Genomic DNA, 21,617 nt, shown 5'->3' with positions numbered 1-21,617 from the left:
AAGGGAATCGTTTCCCAGCCCCACTTTTCCGATATCAACAATAAACGAAAAAAGCTGCCCCAATTAGTCTGTTACAGACTTATGGGACAGCCCCTATTTTCACCAAATAAATAAAGCGAGAGTAGTGGATACCATCAGCCCAATGATGACCGGGAAGAAGTTTTTGCGTACAAGTTCCATTACGGAAACCCCGCAAAAACCAGCTACAGCTACGAGCGATGACCAGGCGATCAAAGTTCCGCCGCCAACCCAAATGGATCCCATCTGTCCAATAGCTGCCAGGGTAGCAGGATCAATATTTCCTGAAGCAAGTGCTCCAGAAAGTGCCCCTGTTAATGGCAGACCGGAAAAACCAGACCCATCCAATCCAGTAATCATACCGATAATCAGAATACCAAAGGCAGACAGTACCATATTTTCCGGGATTACATTTTGCCCTGCCTGCACGAGATCGAACAAAAATGCAGGACTGGCTTCTTCTCCCAGCGATAGTATGTTTCCGGCAAAATCTCCACTTCCCAGGAAGAAAAAGCCGGCAATCGGGATGACAGGTCCCATCGCTTTAAAAGCAAATACAAAACCTTCTGTAATGTGCTCGGAAATACGATCCAGCGCCTTTCCTTTTCCAAAAGCAAGTGTAGCAAAAGATAATAATAATACAGCAACGCCGCCGATAAACGCCGCTCCGTCTCCTCCTTCAAAACCACCCATTCTTCCACTGCTGAATTTCGTGTATGCCATATATAACATAACCAGCAGCATGGAAAGAGGGACAATGACAGCAAAAGCTTTCCCCCATCGCGAATCTGTTTTAGAAGCAGCAGGTCTATTTGTACTGCCACCGCCCGGCAATGCTTTTAAAGCTTTTTCGTTTTCAGGATCATTCGGTTTTCGAATCTGTTTTCTAATCAACATATAAGCGATAGAGATGGCAACCGCACCGGTAATCAATGATAGTAGCAAAGCTTTATCTGCTACAGCGGCTGTTTCGATACCAGCTGATGTAGCACTCAACATCGGTGCGACCTGGATAACATAGTCCGAAGACAACGCCATTCCTTGTCCGGATATAGCCACAATCATTGCGGCACCCATAATAGGAAGCCCTGCTCTCACCGCTGCAGGTACCAAGAGCGCACAAATTAATGGTACAGCGGGAGTCGGCCAGAAAAATAAGGAAATTACAAAGGTGACAAGGATCAACATGATAAAAGCGATATGTCCGTTCGTCATCACTTTTTGAATCGGAGCAATCATTTGTCGATCGGCACCCAAATCCTTCAATGCATGCAGCAAAGCAACCATGAATGTAATAATGAGGAAAATACTGAACAACTCTTTTGCTGCGGTCAGGTTTGCATTAAATACAGAAGTGAACCCACTGACGAGACTCCCATTATAAATCCATGCAACCAGGAAAGTACCAAGCAAAGTCGGCAGCACGACACCTTTCCTGAATATCATGGTCATAATAACAGCCAGCGTCACAATTGCATAAACCCAGTGAGCTGCAGTCAAAACCATCTTGATGTCTCCTTTCGAGCTATTGCTCGATTTTGGAGTATTCTATGTGCATCCGCCTATATATGTGTGGGCTTATCATTAAATAGGCTGTCATCATAAAAAAAATGCCTTAGAAAAACTTGCCTTGTTGCCAAGTACTTTTGAAGAAAGACTTTCGTCCTTTAATTACATAGAGACTTTTTAAAATACAAAAAAGACGCTCCGGTGAAGAACGTCTTTAAAGTTTATAACTTTCCTTCTTCCTTCAATACTTCTTCAAATACCGCGACAATATCAGGATCGTAATGAATGCCAGCGAGACTTTTTATTTCTTCCATCGCATATTCTGACGTAAACGCCTTACGGTAAGTTCTATCTTCTGTCATCGCATCAAACGTGTCACAAACAGCAATAATTTTGGCTTCATATCTAATTTCATCCTCTGTCAGCCCATGAGGATAGCCCGATCCATCTAATCGTTCATGATGCTGAATTATTATTGGTGCTAACTCTTTGTAATATGTATTCGCCAGCATGTCAGCGCCATCTCCAGGATGCTTCTTAATTAGATCGAACTCTTCTTTTGTGAGTTTTCCAGGCTTGTTGAGTATGTCTTCAGAGATGTTGATTTTTCCTACATCATGCAATTCTGATGCTAAATGAAGTTTTTCAAGATGTTCTTTACCTAACCTAAGCTTACGAGCAACTTTTACTGCATAATCAGTGACCCTCCTGCTATGAAGTGAGGTATATCGATCCTTTTCTTCTACTTTATACACCAGCTCTCTGAGCCCTCTCATATATTCACTCATATAGTAAAATGTAGGTTCTGTTATCACCCATAAATAAGTGACATCTGTTGTCGCTTTAAAGTGAACAGGATTACTCAAATTTTTCACGGAATAATAATCATTTTGGGTCATTGAGACTGTTTTATCTTCCATTTTACATTCCAATTGTCCGTTGAGAATATAGAAGAATTCCATCACATTGGCGCTCTCACTAGGGTAAACATAAAATATGTTTCCTTTTTTGATTGTTTGCAACATGACTTCTACTCCATCACCGCGTTCAAGTAACCTTAATTCGTTTGTTGTGTACTTTAAGTTGTCTATAAAAGCTTGTTGGTTATAAATATTTAACCCTTTCACATTTACCCACCTTTAGAATCCTACTACTCTTACCGGGTCAACCATTACTGTTCGGTCAGCAATCTGAACCTCTACCCATTCGACTTCAGCCTCCACACCGAGTTTTTCTATAGCTGTGATGGTTGTATAGGTCAACGTTCGGGTAGTGTAATCAAGCACCGCAATCAACAAATCAAGGTTCTGATTATATTTTTCTGTACGTGCTGCCGCTTCTGCTTCATCCTCAATTGTTTCCATGTCTTCCAGGTAATTTTCCTGAAGCGCATCTCCTGTTTCCTGGGCTTTTTCAATTAAGAAGTAAATTTTACTATTCGTGGTATCAGCCAGCTTCAAAGCTGCATCCATATTTTCGTCTCCATTATCGGCTGCGAAGACATTACCTCCTGCAGCTAGCATCAACACTAAAGATAAAAGCAACATTCCAACTAACTTTTTCATCATTCCTATTACCCCCCGTTATTTGTGTGCGTTATGTAATCACATTTGCTGATAAGACATACTGAAAGCGGGTCCACTCCCCCCTTATATCGTCACAAAAAACAAGAACTTAACAGAATGCTTCAAATTATGACATTAGAAAACTTGGCTAAAACAAAAGCGCAAGCGCCTTGCTCACCCCCGACAAGTTTAAGGCAATCCTCGCCGTGACGTTTTTTGTACTTTTAGACCAATTAAATTTATAAAGGTTTAAAGTATAAGTAAAACTAAGGCTTTTGCCATAAACCCTTGGCGATAAGCCAAGTTTTTATAATCACAGAGAGGATTGACTTAAGAACTCGAGGGGGTAGGCGCTGGCCGATGAAAACGCCACGTCCTGTGGCGTCATCGGCACTAGCACGTCCTGTGCGTCGGAGCTGGATGTAACCGACTACTTAAGGTTATTTACAAAAAGAAAATTTTATAATTTCCTAGACAATAAAAAAGAATCGTGTGATTGGCTCACACGATTCCGCAGGATGCTGTTCCATTTTTTTGTAAGTATTTTTGATGATGCTCTTCTGCTTCATAAAAAGGAGCGGCATGATTTACCTCGGTGACTATTTCGGTTTTAAATACACCCTTTTGATTCCATTCCTGAATTTTTTCTGCAGCAATTTGCTTCTGCTGGTCATCTTGATAGAAAATGATGGAGCGATATTGAGACCCAATATCTTCTCCTTGACGATTCCTTGTCGTTGGATCATGGCATTCAAAGAATGCATCAACAAGTTCAGAGTAAGAAATTTTTTCAGGATCAAAATCTATCTTCACTGATTCAGCATGCCCAGTCTTTCCTGTTTTGACTAATTCATACGAAGGGTTTTCAACGGCACCTCCGCTGTAACCTACTTTTGTCTGGTCTACACCATTCAAACGTTCGAACCATGCCTCTACTCCCCAGAAACATCCTGCTGAAAATACTGCTATTGCCATTACTCATCGCTTCCTTTCCACTCACGTTACTTCTTTCGCAAGAGATTGACGAGCCTTTATACGTTTAGAAACACTCGGCTTCCAACCAGGTTCTTCTGGTGAAAGTCTAGAGTTTCTTATACTTTAATCTTTTAACAAAGCTAAATTCTTAAAGTACAAAAAGATCCCTCTCTTATCCAAAAGAAAGGGATCCGTACGTTTATGCATACGTCCTCTCATCTTTCAGGATCATTCATCCTGCAGGAATTGGCACCGTTCGAATCATGACGATCCGATGGTTGCCGGGCATCAAAGGGCCAGTCCCTCCGCCTCTCTGGATAAGAAGTTAACGATTGTATTTAAATTTGTAATTCTTATCTTACAATAAATTCTATGCCGAAGTAAAGGGATAAAAACCACTTTTTTCGAATAGGTCCTTTATTTTTTCCACAACCTATAGCGAGCAGGTTAAGGGAAAGAGGTGTACATATGGGCTGGATGTCCGTCATACCGTTCGTTGCTGTGGTAGTAGCCGCTATTTGGACGAAACAAGTAGTGCCCAGTCTTTTACTGGCTGTAGTTGTCGCTGGGTATCTCGCTGAACCAGACTGGCTGGGAGGGATGACTACTTCGCTTCAGTTCATCATTGAGGGTTTACAAGACGAAAACAACTTAAAAATCATCATCTTTCTTTATGCATTTTCGGCATTAATAGGGCTCATTAAATTCGCTGGGGGAATAAAGGGATTCGTACGAGCAGCTACAGAAAAAGTGGATACAAAGCGTGGAGCATTCCTATTGACCTGGTTGTCTTCTGTCGGCACCTTCAGCGCACCCAGTTTCCGGATTGTCACAATCGCTCCAGTAATGAAAGCAATGAGAAAAAAGCTGCCAATGACAAAGCAGGAATTAGCATTTGTCATTGAAACGACTGCTTCCCCGCTTGTTGTTTTAATTCCGGTTGCTACCGCTTTTGTAGGATATATGAGTTCGGTAATTGAGATGTCGATTCATCAGGCTGGGACTGAAGGCGACCCTTATAGGCTCTATCTTCAAAGTATTCCGTTCAATTTTTTCGCATTCGCTATGCTCGGGATTGGATTCTACCTCAGTTTTTTTCATCGGAATAAAAAGTCCGCAACCGATGCTGAAGATGGAACAAAATCATCAAACGAAGAAGACGACCAATGGGAGGACTGCCACCCAGCTGTCGCCAAAGATCTCCCTAACAGACCATGGACATTGATCATACCGTTGTTCAGTGTGATTATCCTGACTTTTTTATTGATGTATGTTCTTGGTTTGGCTAAAGGTGAACAAGGATTTCAAGCCTTAATAAACGCTAATGTACTTGATGCTATGGTATTGGCCGTAGTGTTGACCATCGTATTTCTGATGGTCTATCTGAAAATAGCCCGCCAGCCATTACGAACGATGATGAATACGTTGATACATGAAGGAAATGAAATGATGGGGGTTATTGTACTGCTTGCGATGGTTTGGGGATTGAGTAAAGGTTCTGAAGCTTTGCAGTTCGCTGATACGGTTTCGTCTTCCTTTGGATGGATACCTCCTGGCTATGTGGCCGTTGTCCTCTTTATCGTTGGGTGTGGTTTATCTTATTTTATCGGCTCATCCTGGGGGACCTGGGGGATTCTAATGCCTGTCGGATTGTCGATTGCCGTATCTGCAGGCAGCTCATTGCCGATTGTCATCGGAGCCGTCTTTGCCAGTGGAACGTTCGGTGCGTTTGCCTCCCCTTTAAGCGACGATACTAATACTACCGCAGGAATATTAGATCTTAATCCGGTCAAATATGCAAAATTCAAGCTGAAACCTGCTCTTCTTGCTGCTGGTTTAGCCGCAGCGCTTTATTTCGCCTTCTCCTTTTTCATGTAACACCCGCTTTTTTAAATACAAAGTGAATTTAATTGCTTTATAAGCAAACAAACGACCAGCCCTTAAGATGATGGGCTGGTCGTTTGTTATCGAGCGCTGAAGTTTTGGAAGACATTCTTAGCTGGAAGTTTGTAAACGTCACGGTCAAGCATATGATTGATAATTACTTTGTTGCGGTGAATCGCCAATCCAAGATTGGTGGATCCGACCCCATGGGTGTGAGAGATGCCACTGTGTACATAAATTTCATTAGCTTCTTCGGTTGTTTCCAAACGATAATCCGCTTCTACTTTATATCGCCCTTTCTCATCCCACTCAATGATGGAAGCCAGGCTCTCAATGAATTCGGGGACAAGGGGCTTATAACCGGTTGCCGTTATCACTACCTCACTGACATGGGTAAACGTTTCGTCCGTTTCCGTCTGCCTGCAGGTAAGTTCGTAGCCTTCTCCGTTCGGTTTTTGTTCTATTTTTTCTACTTCTGACAATACTTGAAGCCCTACATCTAATGGTTCACCGCCAACCGAATGTTCATACAACAGGTTATAGATATCTGTCACCGTGTGGTTGCTGATTCCTTTATAATATAAGCCCTGGGTCGGAAATATTTCATCTTTTTTCTCCTGGGGAAGCTGGTAAAAGTAATTGACATAGTCCGGCGAGAAATGTTCCAAACTTAGTTTCGATTCTTCCATCGAATCAAAACCAGGAGAACGCGTAATCCAATCAAGCCGGTAACCATATTGTTTTTGGTCTTTCAACAATTCCCGGAACGCCTCCGCAGCGCTTTGCCCCGATCCGACCACCGTAACTGATTTTGCTCTTTTACACCGATCCTGATGGTTCAGGAAATCAGCCGTATGGAACACATCATCCTCTGGCAATCCTTGCAATGATGCAGGAACGGATGGGACACTTCCTGTCCCTAACACGAGGTTTTTCGTGCGGAAGGCATGTGTTTCATTCGTTGCAAGGTTCACAACCTCTACTTCGAAATAAGCTTCGTTATCCTTTACATGCCTAAGGTTCGTCACCCGGTGGCCGAACTTACAACTGGCCAGCTGACCAGCTACCCACTGGCAATAATCATTATACTCCCGACGGGGAATATCCAGGCGCTGTAAAAAATAAAACTGATACATACGTTCATTTTCATTGATATAGTTTAAAAATGTATACTTGCTGCGCGGATCTGCCATGGTAACTAAATCTGCCAGAAATGGCACCTGGAGCTTCGTGCCTTCAATCAGCATTCCGGGATGCCACTCGAACTTTTCTTTTTGCTCAAAAAACATGGCATCTATTTCCGGCTGTTCATCCAGTAATGCTGCCAGGCTCAAGTTAAACGGTCCTGCGCCAATACCAATCAAGTCATATAATTTTGCTTTGTCCAAACTCTTCACTTCCCCTGTATGTTGATTTCTCCGATTGTCATACTATCTTTTATCGTATCATAAGTTTCACGTTACTTGCCTAAATACTAAAAAAAAGACCACAAGCTGTTACGCTTATGGTCCTCTATTTCAAGCTAATCTATTCTATCTGGAACTGAAATGCGCTCCATTATCAATGTGGACGAATGGAATATCCGTATCCACCTCGCCGGTGATGTGTGCCATCTCAATATCTTCTCCTTTTAGCCAGTTACCGAAGTCCAATTCGGTCGGCTCCTGGTCTCCGCCTAAGGCAAACCAGGTTTTCATCTGGTGAGGGAGATAGACGGATGTATGGATGGTACCAGCCCAGCTCTTGTATTTTTTCGAAAAGACTCCTTTTTCCGTATCATTCATGACACGGAAAGCTTCATAAGCCTGCTTGGCACCACTACGCTCCATTGCATCCATCCGCTTGTAGGAATCAACGAGGTGATTACGATTTTCATGCTTCATGATTTCAAAATGATTGGTGCACATTGCTGATTGACGAACTTCGACACCACGCGGGGAAGCTTCTACCACATAGGTCTGTCCGCTTCGATCATATACAATATAACTGAAGGAGTGACGATGGGGGATTTCTTTTAACATCGCAATTGCATCCGCTACATCAGCACAGCTCTCTAATACGAGACGACTGATCATGCAGCAGATGAAACCTAAGCCCGGCTTTTTGCGATGCATGAAATTATACCCCAGCACAAGCCCTTTCTCATTCATTCCGTCCATCCGTCCGGTAATCCGTTGTGTCGGGCCAGCGATGGCATATCCTTTATCGGTCGGCTGGAAAAAGACATAACGACCTTCATATGTTTTCGGCTGATAATCATAATTCCGAACGAAAAAGTCCTTTCCCGTAAGAATTGAACATCCGGATTTTTGATAATTAACACGGTAACCGCCAAATTCTTTCATCACCCGTTCCATTGGCCAACCAAGGCTATCCCGTAACCCTTCCAGTTCCGACCAGACACCCGGGGCAAAATTAGTGATGGCCGTTTTTACTTCTTCCTCTTCTACCGTAAACCTTGGAATTCTTACCTTCCATTGTTTTTCGCGGTTTTTAACTGTTAGAGAATCTTTTAATAGCTCCCCCTGTTTGTAGCCAAAATCATAATGGGTACCTCTAAATTGTACTATATCGCTATGTATTTTCTTCAAGCTGATCCCTCTTTTATATGAATGTATGTAATAAGACTACCTATAATTGTCATCATTTTTCAAATGAATAGAATTATTTTATGATAGAACATAGCATGCATTCCAGTTGAAAGGGTGAAATGAGTGTATAAAATTGAAGAACAACGCCAGCAAGTGATTAATTTCGTTGCTGACCTTACCGATGAAGAAGCACGGAAAAAACCGGATGAACATACATGGTCTATCCTGGAAACACTGGAACATTTATACTTAATCGAAGGATGGGTGACTCAGCAGCTGAAAAAATCATTAGCTGAAGAAGACGTTCAGGAAGTGAAGGAAAAGCCTATTGAGCGAACCGTAGACCGCTCCCATAAAGTAGACGCCCCTGAATCGCTTCGGCCGAAAGGCCAATTTGATTCCCCTGATGAAGCTTTGGATAGTCTCTCCAAAAGCAGAGATTCCTTGCTGTTCCTCCTTCGAAACTATGAGGAAGACGACTTTCTAAAAAGAGCGATGCCCCACCCCGCTTTTGGCAAAATGAACCTTTTACAATGGGTCGAGTTCGTCGGATATCATGAGCTTCGTCATCTGGAACAGATGAATGAAGTAAAAAATTACCAATAATAGCGGGGTCGAGAAAGTATATTTACAAACTATAAAGTTGCTTTCGCGCATAAAAATAAATTTTCGCGCTTTATTTAATTTTTTCGCGCCAATAACTGCTTTTTCGCGCAATAATTCATAATTTAGCGCTTAATCACATATTTTCGCGCCCAGACCCCTACTTCGCAGCAGTATGCTCACTCACCAAAAAAGCCAGCCCGTAAGTGGGACTGGCTTAAAGCTTCTTAACTTTCTTTATGGCACTATAGTTACGGGGACTTTTGCGGAATGAAGAACGCTGTAGCTTATGCTGCCTAAAATCGCACCTCTCAATGCGCCCATTCCACGGGATCCCATAATGATTCCTTCGACTTCTTCCTCATCCGCCACTTCACATATAGCTGGAGCTACTTTTCCAACCATCTTTCTCGTTTCTACCGAGACAGGAACGCTTTTCAGATGTTCATCCGCCAAAGCAATTGCTTCGTTAGCTGCTCTTTCCTGCTGAGCTTCAATTTCTTCATTAGTAAAAACACGATGAGTGTTATACGTGTCGAATAGCGGTTGTACGTTGACGAGAAGGATACGACTTCCATTCTGTCCGGCTAGCTTAGCGGCATAATCAAGGGCACGCAGGGAGTGCTCGGAACCGTCTACCGGTACGATGTATTTCTTGACCATTTTACCCCTTCCCTTCTCTAGGAATCTACCTCTATTATACCATATTCCCATCGATTGCCGGAATTTTCTGATCAATCGTTCAGAATTCGTTCAATTACATGGGCGACCCCGTGATCTGTATTCGACAATGTCACCCAATCTGCTTCCTCTTTAACGATGTCCTGTGCATTTCCCATAGCCACACCAAATCCAGCTTCACGGATCATTGCTATGTCGTTCAGGCTGTCACCGACCGCCATAACCTGGTTCATGGACAAGTCAAGCCAGTTGGTTACCTTTCGTAAGGCAGCGGCTTTATTCACACCGGCAGCATTGACTTCGATATTCGTCAGGCTTGAGTTGGTCACTTCCAGTGCTTCGTTTTTTACCAATTCATCAATAATCACCTGACGCACTTCATCATCTTCGATATCGAACCCGAACTTTAGCCATTCATAGGTTTCAATATCCCGGTCAAATGGTTGGCCTGTATTGAACATTCCTTCTGAAGTACTAGACCAAAAAATGGTATCATGCTGTTCTTTCAATTCCCATAACCGCTTGACCAGGCTGGATTCAAGCGGCTGGCGATCCACTAATTCAAAATTATGATTATAAATCTCTCCACCATTCACGGTAACAATATAGGAAGACCGGCCAAGCTCTTCGGCAATATCCCGGCAATTTGGCAAGGAACGACCGGTACTTAACACGACATGAAGCCCCTTTTCCTTAGCTCGTTGAATAGCTTGTTCATTCTCCTCTGAAACATGGCCTTCGTCATTGACGAGGGTCCCGTCCATATCAAGTGCAATCAGTTTTATATCCATGACTAACACGTCCTCTCATTTGCTGACCTCATTTTAATATAACTCGATAACTTTTTATATAATAACAGAAAAGGAATGTTGTATTCACCCTTGAATACCCACAAAGCAGTTTCATTAAAATCAATACAAAAGTCCAGGAACCCTTATTATTGAATGGGTTCCTGGACTTTTTTAATGGACTGTTATTTCTCAAACAGCTGCTTCGTATTCCATTTCCCATATTTGTAATAAAGTGACGCCACCACACTGCTAATGACAAAACTTACTCCCATGCCAACCGCAATTCCTGAATCTCCTAACAGCCTGGAAAATAAGGCAGTCAGCGGATACCGGAGTACCCAAAAAGAGATGATATTCAACACTAGTACCTGATACATAGCACCTGAAGCCCGGACGATTCCATTCAAGATGAAATTGATGCCTAAGAATGGATAAAAGAAGGCTACTATTCGCAGATATTCACCACCAAAAGATACTGGGGCTTCTTCCTGCACGAACAATTTAATTCCATATTCCCCAAACAACACTAACAGCAACGCAACCACCAGCATGATTGTTATCGTATAAATCAAGCCATAACGAGCGATTTTGTGTACGCGATCCCAATTTTTCACGCCAATATTCTGACCTGCCATACTGTTCACAGCTGTTGCCAGTGCCATTGGTGGCAGCATCAAAACACTATCCAGGCGCTGTGCAGCACTGAATCCGGCTACCACATCCTCTCCGAATGCAGTGACAACACTCATGATGGCAGCTACCCCGGCAGAGATGACAGCCATCTGCAGGCCGGAAGGGATGCCTAAGTGCAGAATTACCCCCACTTCCTGTTTACTCGGAAAGGAAGGGATAGAAAATGGAGCCAGATTCTTTCTCAAAACAAAATACATCCCATAGAGGAAAGAAGCTCCTTGCGCAACAACCGTCGCATAGGCAGCTCCGTCAATACCCAGGTTGAATATGTAAATGAATATTGGATCGAGCACAGCATTCAAAAGAACAGCAGCCACCACGAACCGAAGCGGGGTTTTGCTGTCCCCAAGTGCACGCATAACTGTTCCGATAAAGTTATACCCCATTAAAAAAAGAATCCCCATGGAGTTGATTTGTAAGTATGACTTCGCTCCCGGCATCATCGCATCCGGTGTTCCTAACATCAACAGGACTCTTTCGGCCAACAGGAAACCAAGGAGGCCCAGTCCTGCAGATAAAAATAGCAGAACGACAACAAACGCATTCAAATAGCGCCTCAGGCCTTGCTGATCGTCTTTTCCTTTCTGTTGCGATAAAACAGTCAATGTCGCATTGTTAAGACCGATGATGAATGACAAAAGCGTAAATATGACCGTACTCGCTACAGCCACAGCACCCAGTGCATTACCCCCAAGGAGATTTCCAACCCACATGCTGTCGATGAACTGGTACGATACCTGAAGCAAGTTGGTCAGCATAATTGGACCTGAGAAGATGACCAGCTGTTTTCCTATATGTCCGCTTGTAAAATTATGTTGATCCCCCATAACCGACTTCCTTTCTCCTCTACTTTATCATCCTGCCAGAATAATTGCTGTTTATAATTTTTCCATATGGGCATTTAAAGGTTGAACGCTGATATGACGGTGTTCATGAGAACCAAATATATAAAACAGGAACCCCACACATGCCGATAAGGAGGTCGATTGCACGCCAATCACATTAAATAAAGCGGAAAATCCCCCCAGAAATTAAAACCCTTTCATATCAAGGGTTTAAGATTCGATTTTTTTAAAACTTTTAGAAAATTACAGAATTCCTAAGCATTATTTAAAGAATCCCCCATTAAGCTCCACTCAGTATAACTCAGCGATAATAAACCTTATTCAGCAAGATTAAGCTAGTTTGATAAAAAAACGAGAGCGATTTAACATTATCAAGTATGTAAGGTTACACCTTATTAAAAATGGAAAGGAGAATCCACCATCACTCAAACGACAAAAGAACGAGCAGTCTCAACCGCAACATTAACATTTAGCGAACCAACCTTGGATGATGGAAAAGCAATGTGGGATTTAGTAGATAATTCCACCCTTGATCAAAATTCAGCTTACAAATATCTCATGATGAGTGAGTTTTTTTCTGATACTTGTGTAGTAGCAAAAGAAGATGATAAATTAGTTGGATTTGTAACCGCGTTTATTCCCCCTGAACATCCTGATGTGGTGTTTGTCTGGCAGATTGGAGTAGATTCTTCCCAACGAGGGAAAGGAGTCGCATCCAAACTTCTCAATGAACTTGTAGCACGGGAAGCATGCCAGGATGTCCATTACCTGGAAGCGACAGTCACCCCATCGAATGAAGCATCTCAATCCTTATTCCGAAGATTAGCTCGTGATCATGACACCGAGTGCAAGGTCACCGAACGTTTCACAGAAGAAATGTTCCCTGGCGATGAACACGAAGAAGAATTGAATTTCCGAATTGGACCATTTAAACGGTAAAACTTTGAAAATAAACACCAAGTAATCCGATGATTAAACAAGGAGGAAAACAATGAGTAAAACTGATATGAACATCTTTGAAAAATATGAATCCGAGGTACGCAGCTACTGCCGCGGCTTCCCTACTGTTTTTTCTAAAGCGAAAGGCTACAAAATGTGGGATGAAGATGGAAAAGAATATATTGATTTCTTCTCTGGAGCTGGCGCATTGAACTACGGGCACAATGATGATCATATGCAAGATAAACTTGTAGAGTATATCAAAAGCGATGGTCCAACCCATACACTGGACATGGCCACAACAGAAAAAGCGAACTTCCTGACAAAATTCAATGATGTCATTCTGAAACCACGTGACTTGGACTACAAAATCATGTTCCCTGGACCAACAGGTACAAACACGGTTGAAAGCGCTCTGAAACTTGCACGTAAAGTCACAGGCCGTACAGACGTTATCAGCTTTACGAACGGCTTCCACGGTATGACTATCGGTTCTCTATCTGTTACGGGTAATGCAATGAAACGTAAAGGTGCTGGTATTCCATTGAATAATACCGTGACCATGCCATACGACAATTTTGTTGATGAAAGTATGGATACACTTGAATATTTAGAACGTTTCCTGGAAGACAACGGCAGCGGGGTAGATTTACCCGCCGCAATGATTCTTGAAACTGTTCAGGGTGAAGGCGGCATCAATGCAGCACGTATGGAATGGCTGAAAAAAGTCGACGAAATCTGTAAGAAGTGGGACATCCTGTTAATCATTGATGATGTCCAGGCAGGCGTCGGACGTACTGGTACTTTCTTCAGTTTTGAACCAGCAGGTATCAAACCTGATATCGTATGTCTGTCCAAATCATTGAGCGGTTACGGCCTTCCATTTGCAATCACTCTATTCCGTCCAGACCTTGATATCTGGGCACCAGGTGAGCATAACGGAACATTCCGTGGCTTTAACCATGCATTCATCACAGCTTCTGCAGCTTTGGATTATTGGAAAGATGAGCAATTCGAGAAAGGGATCAAGCAAAAATCCGCCAAAGTCAAAGATTTCCTTGTTGGACTTACTGAAAAATATCCAGAGCTGCAAGGTACGTTCTGCGGCCGTGGACTTATGGTCGGTATCGAATGTGCGAAAGAAGGTCTTGCCGATGAAGTCGCAGCTGAAGCTTTCAACCGCGGCTTGATCATGGAAACTTCCGGACCGAAAAGTGAAGTATTCAAATTGTTCCCTCCATTGAATATTGATGATGAAGGTCTTCAAAAAGGCTTTGACATCATAGAAGAAAGTGTAAAAGCACTAGTAAGTGAACCAGTAACTAACTAAACTACCAACGAACCAGGAGGAATCAGACATGAAAACAGTCAAACTACAAGATGTAATCGATTCAGAAAATCACGTAAAAGCAGATACTTGGGAAAGCAGACGTTTAGTATTGAAAAAAGATAACATGGGCTATTCTGTTCATGATACGGTCATTAAAGCTGGTACAGAAACACACATCTGGTACCAGAACCATTTAGAATCTGTTTACTGTATCGAAGGTGAAGGCGAAGTTGAAACAGTAAAAGACGGAAAGGTATGGCCAATCGAAAAGGATACCATCTATGTTCTGGACCAAAACGACGAACATTACCTGCGTGCTAAAACAGATATGCGTATGGTATGCGTCTTCAACCCTCCGATTACAGGGCAAGAGACACACGATGAAAATGGTGTCTATCCACTAGTAGAAGATTAATATCATAAAAGCTTCCGACTTCGGTTGGAAGCTTTTTTCTTTATCTTAAATCCATCTAGCTATTTCTTACTTCTTTGCTATATAATGGTTAAAAACACGGAGGCCGTTTTATGAAAAATACGTTGATCGACCGCTTCACCCGCTATGCCAAAATAGACACCCAATCCGATGCCAGCAACCCAGAGTGCCCTTCGACCCCAGGGCAGCTGACGCTTGCCAATATCCTGATGGAAGAACTAAAAGAAATCGGTATGCAGGGTGTGACTATTGACGAACACGGATATGTGATGGCGACTTTGCCTTCCAACACCGATAAAAACGTTCCGACCATTGGATTCCTGGCTCACCTTGATACTGCCACGGACTTCACTGGTAAAAACGTCAACCCACAGGTAGTAGAGAATTACGACGGTAATTCGATCACACTGAACGATATACATAACGTAGTTTTATCACCGGAATATTTCCCTGAGCTAATCGGTTATAAAGGTCATACACTTATCACGACGGATGGAACGACCTTGCTTGGCGCAGATAACAAAGCAGGAATCACGGAAATCATGACAGCCATGCACTATCTGGTCGAGCATCCAGAAATCAAGCATGGAGATATCCGGATCGCTTTTACCCCTGATGAAGAAATTGGACGCGGCCCCCATCGATTTGATGTAGAACGATTCCAGGCTGATTTTGCCTATACGGTCGATGGCGGACCCCTGGGGGAGCTGCAGTATGAAAGCTTCAATGCTGCTGGCGCCCGAATTACTTTTTTGGGGAACAGCGTCCATCCTGGCACTGCTAAAGGAAAAATGATTAATTCCACCAAACTGGCAATGGAATTCCACTCTCATCTTCCAGTGGATCAAGCACCAGAGTACACAGAAGAGTATGAGGGCTTTTATCATCTCGTTTCTATGCATGGCGATGTGGAAAAAACAGAGTTAACTTATATTATCCGTGATTTTGATAAGGACGCATTTCGAACAAAAAAAGAAAATATAATCACCATTACGGAGCAGATGAAGGAAAAGCACGGGCAAGAACGAATACTCTTAGAGATGGAAGATCAATATTACAATATGGGAGATAAAATCAAACCTGTTAAAGAAATCGTCGACACCGCTTATCAAGCAATGAAAAATGTAGATATTGAACCGCTTGTCCGGCCCATCCGTGGCGGTACAGATGGTTCCCAGTTATCTTATATGGGTCTGCCAACGCCGAATATTTTTACCGGTGGAGAAAACTTTCATGGAAAATATGAGTACATCTCGGTTGATAATATGGAAAAAGCTGTACATGTAATTGTAGAAATATCTCGCCTTTTTGAGAAACAGGCTTAGATATCCTTCAATTGCACGTGTAAATCTTCCACTGTACGGGTAGTAGGTAATAGGAATACCAACCAATTTGGGGGAGTGTAAATTGTCAAAAAATGAAGCACTACGCGAATATTTTTTAGAGCATGCAAAAGAAATAACGGAAGAGTGGTATAACACAATCGAAGAAAATGACCCTGCTTCCATCTATGCCATTCGTACACCGGAAGTAGTAGAAAGATTAAAAAAACAGAATTATGACTTCCATCATTTTTTCACTCAAATTTTTGTTAAAACTGAAGAAGAGTGGGCGGAAGTTTTTGATGAATGGGCATCTGAAATTGCTGCCGATCAAAACCACTTGAATACACCCAGCAACTACGTCATACGTGAATTTATGCGAGTGCGTATGCTCTATCTCAAATACTTAAAAAGGTTTGTAACAGAAACTGAACATAACATAACACAAGAGGATATGGATAGCTGGAATGAATTGATCATCACAGGGTTCGATACTGCTATCCTGATGTTCGTCGAAGGCGCGAATAGAAACTCCAAAGAATTATTGAAAGCAAAAGAGGATATCATTCAACAATTGAGTGCTCCAGTCATCGCCTTGGACGATAAGCGGGCGCTGCTCCCACTGATTGGAGAGATTGATAGTGAACGCGCTGGTGTTATCCTGGAGAATACCCTTCATAATTGTTCCAGGATAGGGATTAGTCAATTGTATATTGACCTCTCGGGTGTAGCAACGATTGACACACTGGTAGCTCACCAGATTTCTAATTTGATTCAATCCTTACAACTGCTTGGCATCAAACCAATGATTTCAGGTATGCGTCCGGAAATCGCCCAAACAGCCATTCAACTTGGTATTGCGTTTGAGGATGTCACAATCAAATCTTCCCTTGCAAATGCCATGGAAGAAAAATAACCTTGAAAAACTGAACTTTAGTTGATTAATATGGGATCAAAAAGGTCAGCAGCTGTTTAGACAGCATGCTGACCTTTTTTAGAGTATAACGTCTAGCTTAAAGTTTAGTCCAAGTAGCTAGAGTGCTTTTACCAGTCCGCCGTCAACAACGAGTGACTGACCGGTCAAATAAGTATTCGCTCCTGAAGCCAGAAATACGATTGCTCTTGCGAATTCCTCCGGTTCCCCATAGCGGCCGATCGGGATCGACTGTTCCGTTTGCTGCTTTACTTCCTCAGCTGTAATTCCCAGCTTTTCTGCTCTTTTTTCATCCAACTGGGCAACTCTATCGGTTGCTATCCTTCCTGGTCCTACCGTATTGATTAAGATATTATCACCAGCAAGCTCCTGGGATAGTGATTTCGATAGACCAACGATGCCGGCACGAAACGTATTGGACAAAATCAGGTTATCCAATGTCTGCTTGATCGAAGACGAAGCGATATTGACGATTCTTCCGCTTTGCTGCTCCCGCATGGAAGGAAGTACTTCCCGGACGGTCCGGACAAAGCTAAGCAGATTTAACTCGAATGCCCCCTGCCAGTCTTCATCCGTAAACTTATCAAAGGTGCCTGCTGGCGGGCCGCCAGCATTGTTGACCAACACATCTACGGTCCCGTTCCAATCCACCGCTTTTTGAATCAGTTGTTTAATCTGCGAAGCATCTGTGACATCACAGACCCCATAATCGACATGGTTATTCCCGCTAACTTCCTGAATCTCTTTTTTAGCGGCCTGTAGTTCTTCTTCATTCCTGCTGGAAATTAATACATGGGCTCCTTCTTTTGCGAACTCCAGTGCTGTCGCTTTACCTAAGCCTTTACTTGAAGCAGTCACGATCACTGATTTTCCTTGTAATTGATAGTCCAAGTCCTACACCCTTTCCTTTCGTTTCTTCAAGTCTACTACATTATTTTTCAGTTTGCAGAATCCATCAATCTCGCATTCAATCACATCTCCGTCCCGGATAACCCCTGCTCCTGGAGTACCTGTGGAAATGATATCACCTGGCTGTAGTGTCATTACCTGGGAATGAAAAGCCACGAGATAATAAGGATTAAAAGTCATATTGCTTACGGAGTTTTTTCGATGACATTCGCCATTAATGATTGTCGCTACTTCTAAAGCAAATACATCGGCTACTTCATCCGTAGTAATAAATTCTGGACCGAAACTGAAAAAAGTATCGAAACTTTTCGAGCGTGTCAAATAGCGAGGATTGCGCTGCAGAATGTCTTCTGTGGTCATATCAATGACGGTAGTATAACCGGCAATAACACCTTTCGCATTTGACTCGGAAATATTTTTGCATTCCTTTCCGATGATCACACCTAATTCTGCTTCCCCTGTTGTACGCTCTGACTGCACAGGTAACTGGATGTTATCGTTGTGACCGATGATAGTGGTTTCTGGTTTCATAAAACTGGCTGGTTCCGTGCTTGGTACTTTTTCATTTAAGTCAGAAGCATGGTCGACAAAATTAAGACCGATCCCCCAAATCTTTCGTGGATGGCGATAAAGTGGCCGATAGACAGCTTCTTCACTTGCTAGATAGTGAGATTCAAAATCCTTTTTCTCATCTTCACTTCTTTCGTTCCACCAATCTCTCAGGGAAGATAGTTTTTCTTCATTAATCAATTCATACAGCCCTATCGGCCAAGCTGTACCTAGCACATCATTGATAGATTGGACAGTGAGCAGACGCTCACCATCCACAATAGCTGCGATTTCCTGTTCCCCATGTTCTATCGTTGCAAAACGCATAGCCTTCCCCCTTTACTTGCCTGCTTCTACGGTCTGGTTCGATGGCAGATTTGGTGTGTTTTTAAAATTGGTAAATAGTACATATGAGAATACGATCAAACCAATCAAATCTGTCCAGATGCCAGGGTAGATCAATAGCAGTGCTGCTGCACCGGACACAGCCCTCAGCCAACCCGGTACCTCTTTCATAAAGTAACCTTCCGTCATGATCGATAATAAGAATACTCCGATTAACGAAGTGATGGTGATAACAATAATATTCATAAAGTTAGCATCGATCATCAGCATTTCATGCGAGAACACGAACATGAATGGTACGATGAACCCGGCAATCGCTAGTTTCATCGCCTGGAATCCAGTCTGATTCGGATTTCCTCCTGCTATCCCGGCCCCTGCGAATGCGGCCAGCGCGACAGGCGGCGTAATATTAGCAAAAATACCAAAATAGAACACAAACATATGAGCAACGAATGTAGCTGTTTCCGTAGACCCTGCAAGTTCCCTGTACAGTGGAAGCTGCAATAGGATTGGTGCTGCCATTGTACTGGTAATGATATACGTCGGGATACTAGGCAGACCCATTCCAAGGATAATAGAAGTGATCATTGTCAGGAATAAGGTGATGATCAGCTGGATCAATGGACTGTTTACAGCACTGCCGATATTGACGATGCTGTTGGCAATTTCCAAAGCCACTCCTGTCAAAGAGGCAATACCTACAACAATACCTACAGCCCCACAGGCAATCGCAACAGGAACCGTGGTTCTCGCTCCATCCTCCAAAGCTTTAAGCGCGTCTTTCACGCCTACTTCATCGGCTTCAAGCTTCAGCCATTTTCTCCATAGATTGATAGCCAAAGGAATACCAATAATCAAGAGTAATTCCCACCAATCACTGCGCACCTTTGGCATAGCTCCGCCACTGAAAAGGGCAGTCAGCTGAGGCTGAAAAATCAGGAACAAGGAAATACCAGTTATAATCGGTACCATCTGCCTCGAACCGGCAATCACCACGGTTGCGATGATGGACCAGAAAGCCGCATAAAAAGGTGTCTTTCCTGAAAACAACAAGTACAACAAAATCAACATCGGGATGATTAAATGCCCGCGTTTGGCAATGACTGCTTTCAACCTTGGCAGTTCACTTTTTGGCATCCCCTGCAGGCCACGCTTTGAAGCTCGAAAATGGACTTGCAGTAATATTCCGACATAGAATAGCAGTGCCGGAATGATACCAGCCAGAATAATTTTGGTATAAGCTACGTTCAGGTTTTCCGCCATGATAAAGGCAGCTGCTCCCATGATTGGCGGGAGAATCTGTCCACCGACACTAGCTGCCGATTCCACAGCACCAGCAAAATTCTTTTTATAGCCAATCTTCTTCATCAACGGAATTGTAAACGCACCCGTAGTTACTACGTTTGCAATTGCGGAACCATTGATCGAGCCAAGGAATCCACTGGAGATGACAGCGACTTTTGCCGGACCACCTTTCGTATGTCCCGCAACAGCTAAGGCTAGGTCATTGAACAACTGACCCATTCCGGATCGTCCTAAAAATGCCCCGAATAGTATAAATAGGATGATATAACTGGCTGATACACCAATCGCTGTGCCAAGTACCCCTTCCGTAATAAAAATGAGTTGTCCGATGATTTGCTTCGATACACTTAAAACGACAGGTGATGTCAATTCAGGATAAATTGAGAGTTTTACATAGAACCCATAAATCAGGAAACCTAGAGCTAATAATGCCAAGCCCCATCCTGTTACCCTGCGCGTAATATCGAATAATAAAAATAGGATAAGTAAACCAATATAGAAGTCCGTATCATTGATACGCCCTCCCGATTCTATAATTCGTTCTGCAGTAAAAAACATATAAATACCGACACCGAGTGATAGTGCAGCAGTGAAATAATCATAGAAAGGAACCGACTTGCCCGGTTTTCCTTTGCTGCGAACAAATGGATATAGTAAGAAACCAAGTGTCATTAATGTGTATAAGTGAATACTCCGCTGCTTGATATCAACAAGCGATCCAGCATAGGAAGTATATAAATGGAACAGTGATAAGGAAATTGCCAAAATAGAAATTACGAGTGCTATCGGCTTTGTGATTCCTGTCCTCACTGTACTTTCGCGGTCATAATCTTCTGCTGATTTTTTCTGTTTCTTCCCCATACGCTCACCTCATTCTAGTAGCTATATAATAACCGATGGCATGGAGCAAATTTGCTTCTTCCACTGTGAAACGATAGGATTGAGAAGCTCTCATCTGCCAGACCTCGTCTCCACGTATGACACGATGATCCGTTGTTTTTCCTGTTCTCGTCACCAGTTCCATGCCTATCGGCTGATGGATGTCTGTCATGTAGACCCAGCCGTCTTTAATAAATGTATCCTCACCAGTATCACTTGGCACCCCGGCCCCAAATGTTTTGAACCTTGTCGAGTCAAGGACAATTTGACCTTCTTCCACTTTAAAGAACTCTTCCCATTCCTCATTTTCAACAGAATGGGTCCACCGAATCGAAAAGTCCTTATCCTTCTGAAGATATAGCACCTTTTCCAACTCGTTTTCTCCAGAAACTTTCAGTACAGGAATCGTGTAGAACGTCATCACCGGAAGCAGGAGGATAATACAAGCAGCAAGTAAAATGATGATTCGTTTCATCGGACTATTTTAAAAAGGGCACCAAATCGATGCCCTTTTTGC

The 21,617-nt window shown here is 42.9% G+C and carries 20 protein-coding genes and 1 riboswitch; of the genes, 7 read left to right on the top strand and 13 right to left on the bottom strand.

The window, feature by feature from the left end; genetic code table 11:
• Positions 1-99: 99 nt before the first annotated feature.
• The 4 genes from FHS45_RS16830 to msrA form a co-directional block, all read right to left on the bottom strand.
• Positions 100-1,524, bottom strand: a complete 1,425-nt coding sequence (locus FHS45_RS16830) for a hypothetical protein (RefSeq protein WP_062439655.1) — start codon at positions 1,522-1,524, stop codon at positions 100-102.
• 224 nt (positions 1,525-1,748) lie between these two features.
• Positions 1,749-2,654, bottom strand: a complete 906-nt coding sequence (locus FHS45_RS20490) for an HD-GYP domain-containing protein (RefSeq protein ID WP_062439658.1) — start codon at positions 2,652-2,654, stop codon at positions 1,749-1,751.
• A gap of 12 nt (positions 2,655-2,666) precedes the next feature.
• Entirely contained in the window at positions 2,667-3,095 is a 429-nt protein-coding gene (locus tag FHS45_RS16820) for a hypothetical protein (protein WP_062439662.1), read from the bottom strand.
• A 498-nt stretch (positions 3,096-3,593) separates the two neighbouring features.
• The gene (gene msrA / locus FHS45_RS16815; RefSeq protein WP_062439664.1) at positions 3,594-4,067 is read right to left on the bottom strand and encodes a peptide-methionine (S)-S-oxide reductase MsrA; all 474 of its coding nucleotides are present in this window, start codon (positions 4,065-4,067) and stop codon (positions 3,594-3,596) included.
• A gap of 212 nt (positions 4,068-4,279) precedes the next feature.
• A riboswitch (SAM riboswitch) is annotated at positions 4,280-4,391 on the bottom strand.
• Between the two features lie 144 nt (positions 4,392-4,535).
• Here msrA and FHS45_RS16810 point away from each other — a divergent pair.
• Positions 4,536-5,945 (top strand): Na+/H+ antiporter NhaC family protein, encoded by a 1,410-nt coding sequence (locus FHS45_RS16810; RefSeq protein WP_062439667.1) that lies wholly within the window; start codon positions 4,536-4,538, stop codon positions 5,943-5,945.
• An 86-nt stretch (positions 5,946-6,031) separates the two neighbouring features.
• Here FHS45_RS16810 and FHS45_RS16805 read toward each other — a convergent pair whose 3' ends face one another.
• Together FHS45_RS16805 and FHS45_RS16800 are read right to left on the bottom strand one after the other, a co-directional pair.
• On the bottom strand, positions 6,032-7,339 hold the full coding sequence (locus FHS45_RS16805) for a lysine N(6)-hydroxylase/L-ornithine N(5)-oxygenase family protein (RefSeq protein ID WP_062439668.1): 1,308 nt from the start codon (positions 7,337-7,339) through the stop codon (positions 6,032-6,034).
• A gap of 144 nt (positions 7,340-7,483) precedes the next feature.
• The gene (locus FHS45_RS16800) at positions 7,484-8,542 is read right to left on the bottom strand and encodes a C45 family autoproteolytic acyltransferase/hydrolase (protein ID WP_062439670.1); all 1,059 of its coding nucleotides are present in this window, start codon (positions 8,540-8,542) and stop codon (positions 7,484-7,486) included.
• Between the two features lie 123 nt (positions 8,543-8,665).
• Here FHS45_RS16800 and FHS45_RS16795 point away from each other — a divergent pair, with 123 nt between their 5' ends.
• Positions 8,666-9,148, top strand: a complete 483-nt coding sequence (locus tag FHS45_RS16795; protein ID WP_062439671.1) for a DinB family protein — start codon at positions 8,666-8,668, stop codon at positions 9,146-9,148.
• A gap of 234 nt (positions 9,149-9,382) precedes the next feature.
• Here FHS45_RS16795 and FHS45_RS16790 read toward each other — a convergent pair whose 3' ends face one another.
• The 3 genes from FHS45_RS16790 to FHS45_RS16780 all read right to left on the bottom strand — a co-directional run bounded on the left by FHS45_RS16790 (position 9,383) and on the right by FHS45_RS16780 (position 12,137).
• Positions 9,383-9,808 carry a universal stress protein gene (locus FHS45_RS16790; protein WP_062439673.1) on the bottom strand — a complete coding sequence of 142 codons (426 nt, stop codon included), beginning with the start codon at positions 9,806-9,808 and terminating at the stop codon, positions 9,383-9,385.
• Between the two features lie 71 nt (positions 9,809-9,879).
• Positions 9,880-10,617, bottom strand: coding sequence for a Cof-type HAD-IIB family hydrolase (locus FHS45_RS16785; RefSeq protein ID WP_062439674.1), 738 nt, complete (start codon positions 10,615-10,617; stop codon positions 9,880-9,882).
• A 182-nt stretch (positions 10,618-10,799) separates the two neighbouring features.
• Positions 10,800-12,137 (bottom strand): MATE family efflux transporter, encoded by a 1,338-nt coding sequence (locus tag FHS45_RS16780; RefSeq protein WP_062439676.1) that lies wholly within the window; start codon positions 12,135-12,137, stop codon positions 10,800-10,802.
• 438 nt (positions 12,138-12,575) lie between these two features.
• On the opposite strand from FHS45_RS16780, the gene ectA reads away from it, so the two are divergent.
• The 5 genes from ectA to FHS45_RS16755 all read left to right on the top strand — a co-directional run bounded on the left by ectA (position 12,576) and on the right by FHS45_RS16755 (position 17,095).
• On the top strand, positions 12,576-13,094 hold the full coding sequence (ectA, locus tag FHS45_RS16775) for a diaminobutyrate acetyltransferase (RefSeq protein WP_082411899.1): 519 nt from the start codon (positions 12,576-12,578) through the stop codon (positions 13,092-13,094).
• A 52-nt stretch (positions 13,095-13,146) separates the two neighbouring features.
• Entirely contained in the window at positions 13,147-14,424 is a 1,278-nt protein-coding gene (gene ectB / locus FHS45_RS16770; RefSeq protein ID WP_062439682.1) for a diaminobutyrate--2-oxoglutarate transaminase, read from the top strand.
• Between the two features lie 28 nt (positions 14,425-14,452).
• Complete coding sequence (locus FHS45_RS16765; RefSeq protein WP_062439684.1) at positions 14,453-14,839, top strand: ectoine synthase; 387 nt, start codon at positions 14,453-14,455, stop codon at positions 14,837-14,839.
• Positions 14,840-14,949: 110 nt separating this feature from the next.
• Positions 14,950-16,182 (top strand): peptidase T, encoded by a 1,233-nt coding sequence (gene pepT / locus FHS45_RS16760; RefSeq protein WP_062439687.1) that lies wholly within the window; start codon positions 14,950-14,952, stop codon positions 16,180-16,182.
• Positions 16,183-16,264: 82 nt separating this feature from the next.
• Entirely contained in the window at positions 16,265-17,095 is an 831-nt protein-coding gene (locus FHS45_RS16755) for an STAS domain-containing protein (protein WP_229717934.1), read from the top strand.
• Between the two features lie 117 nt (positions 17,096-17,212).
• Here the strand turns inward: FHS45_RS16755 and FHS45_RS16750 are convergent, their stop codons facing one another.
• From FHS45_RS16750 to FHS45_RS16735, 4 genes are read right to left on the bottom strand one after another with little or no spacing between them, the layout of a single operon-like run.
• Entirely contained in the window at positions 17,213-18,004 is a 792-nt protein-coding gene (locus tag FHS45_RS16750) for an SDR family oxidoreductase (RefSeq protein WP_062439700.1), read from the bottom strand.
• 3 nt (positions 18,005-18,007) lie between these two features.
• Positions 18,008-18,898, bottom strand: coding sequence for a fumarylacetoacetate hydrolase family protein (locus FHS45_RS16745; RefSeq protein ID WP_062439702.1), 891 nt, complete (start codon positions 18,896-18,898; stop codon positions 18,008-18,010).
• A gap of 12 nt (positions 18,899-18,910) precedes the next feature.
• Positions 18,911-21,082 (bottom strand): TRAP transporter permease, encoded by a 2,172-nt coding sequence (locus FHS45_RS16740; RefSeq protein ID WP_062439705.1) that lies wholly within the window; start codon positions 21,080-21,082, stop codon positions 18,911-18,913.
• Between the two features lie 4 nt (positions 21,083-21,086).
• On the bottom strand, positions 21,087-21,575 hold the full coding sequence (locus FHS45_RS16735; protein WP_062439708.1) for a DUF1850 domain-containing protein: 489 nt from the start codon (positions 21,573-21,575) through the stop codon (positions 21,087-21,089).
• Between the last annotated feature and the right edge of the window lie 42 nt (positions 21,576-21,617).

The sequence above is a fragment of the Thalassobacillus devorans genome, assembly GCF_011761345.1.
GTDB lineage: Bacteria > Bacillota > Bacilli > Bacillales > Halobacillaceae > Thalassobacillus > Thalassobacillus devorans.
Note: the sequence above shows the minus strand (reverse complement) of the source record. Positions and strands in the feature narration are given on the sequence as shown.

Excerpts from the sequence above, each read along its gene's own strand:
- pepT (WP_062439687.1), top strand. The coding sequence starts at position 14,950 with ATGAAAAATACGTTGATCGACCGCTTCACCCGCTATGCCAAAATAGAC.
- FHS45_RS16785 (WP_062439674.1), bottom strand. The coding sequence starts at position 10,617 with ATGGATATAAAACTGATTGCACTTGATATGGACGGGACCCTCGTCAAT.
- FHS45_RS16745 (WP_062439702.1), bottom strand. The coding sequence starts at position 18,898 with ATGCGTTTTGCAACGATAGAACATGGGGAACAGGAAATCGCAGCTATT.
- FHS45_RS16810 (WP_062439667.1), top strand. The coding sequence starts at position 4,536 with ATGGGCTGGATGTCCGTCATACCGTTCGTTGCTGTGGTAGTAGCCGCT.
- FHS45_RS16830 (WP_062439655.1), bottom strand. The coding sequence starts at position 1,524 with ATGGTTTTGACTGCAGCTCACTGGGTTTATGCAATTGTGACGCTGGCT.
- FHS45_RS16740 (WP_062439705.1), bottom strand. The coding sequence starts at position 21,082 with ATGGGGAAGAAACAGAAAAAATCAGCAGAAGATTATGACCGCGAAAGT.
- FHS45_RS16780 (WP_062439676.1), bottom strand. The coding sequence starts at position 12,137 with ATGGGGGATCAACATAATTTTACAAGCGGACATATAGGAAAACAGCTG.
- FHS45_RS16765 (WP_062439684.1), top strand. The coding sequence starts at position 14,453 with ATGAAAACAGTCAAACTACAAGATGTAATCGATTCAGAAAATCACGTA.
- FHS45_RS16820 (WP_062439662.1), bottom strand. The coding sequence starts at position 3,095 with ATGATGAAAAAGTTAGTTGGAATGTTGCTTTTATCTTTAGTGTTGATG.
- FHS45_RS16790 (WP_062439673.1), bottom strand. The coding sequence starts at position 9,808 with ATGGTCAAGAAATACATCGTACCGGTAGACGGTTCCGAGCACTCCCTG.
- ectB (WP_062439682.1), top strand. The coding sequence starts at position 13,147 with ATGAGTAAAACTGATATGAACATCTTTGAAAAATATGAATCCGAGGTA.
- msrA (WP_062439664.1), bottom strand. The coding sequence starts at position 4,067 with ATGGCAATAGCAGTATTTTCAGCAGGATGTTTCTGGGGAGTAGAGGCA.
- FHS45_RS16735 (WP_062439708.1), bottom strand. The coding sequence starts at position 21,575 with ATGAAACGAATCATCATTTTACTTGCTGCTTGTATTATCCTCCTGCTT.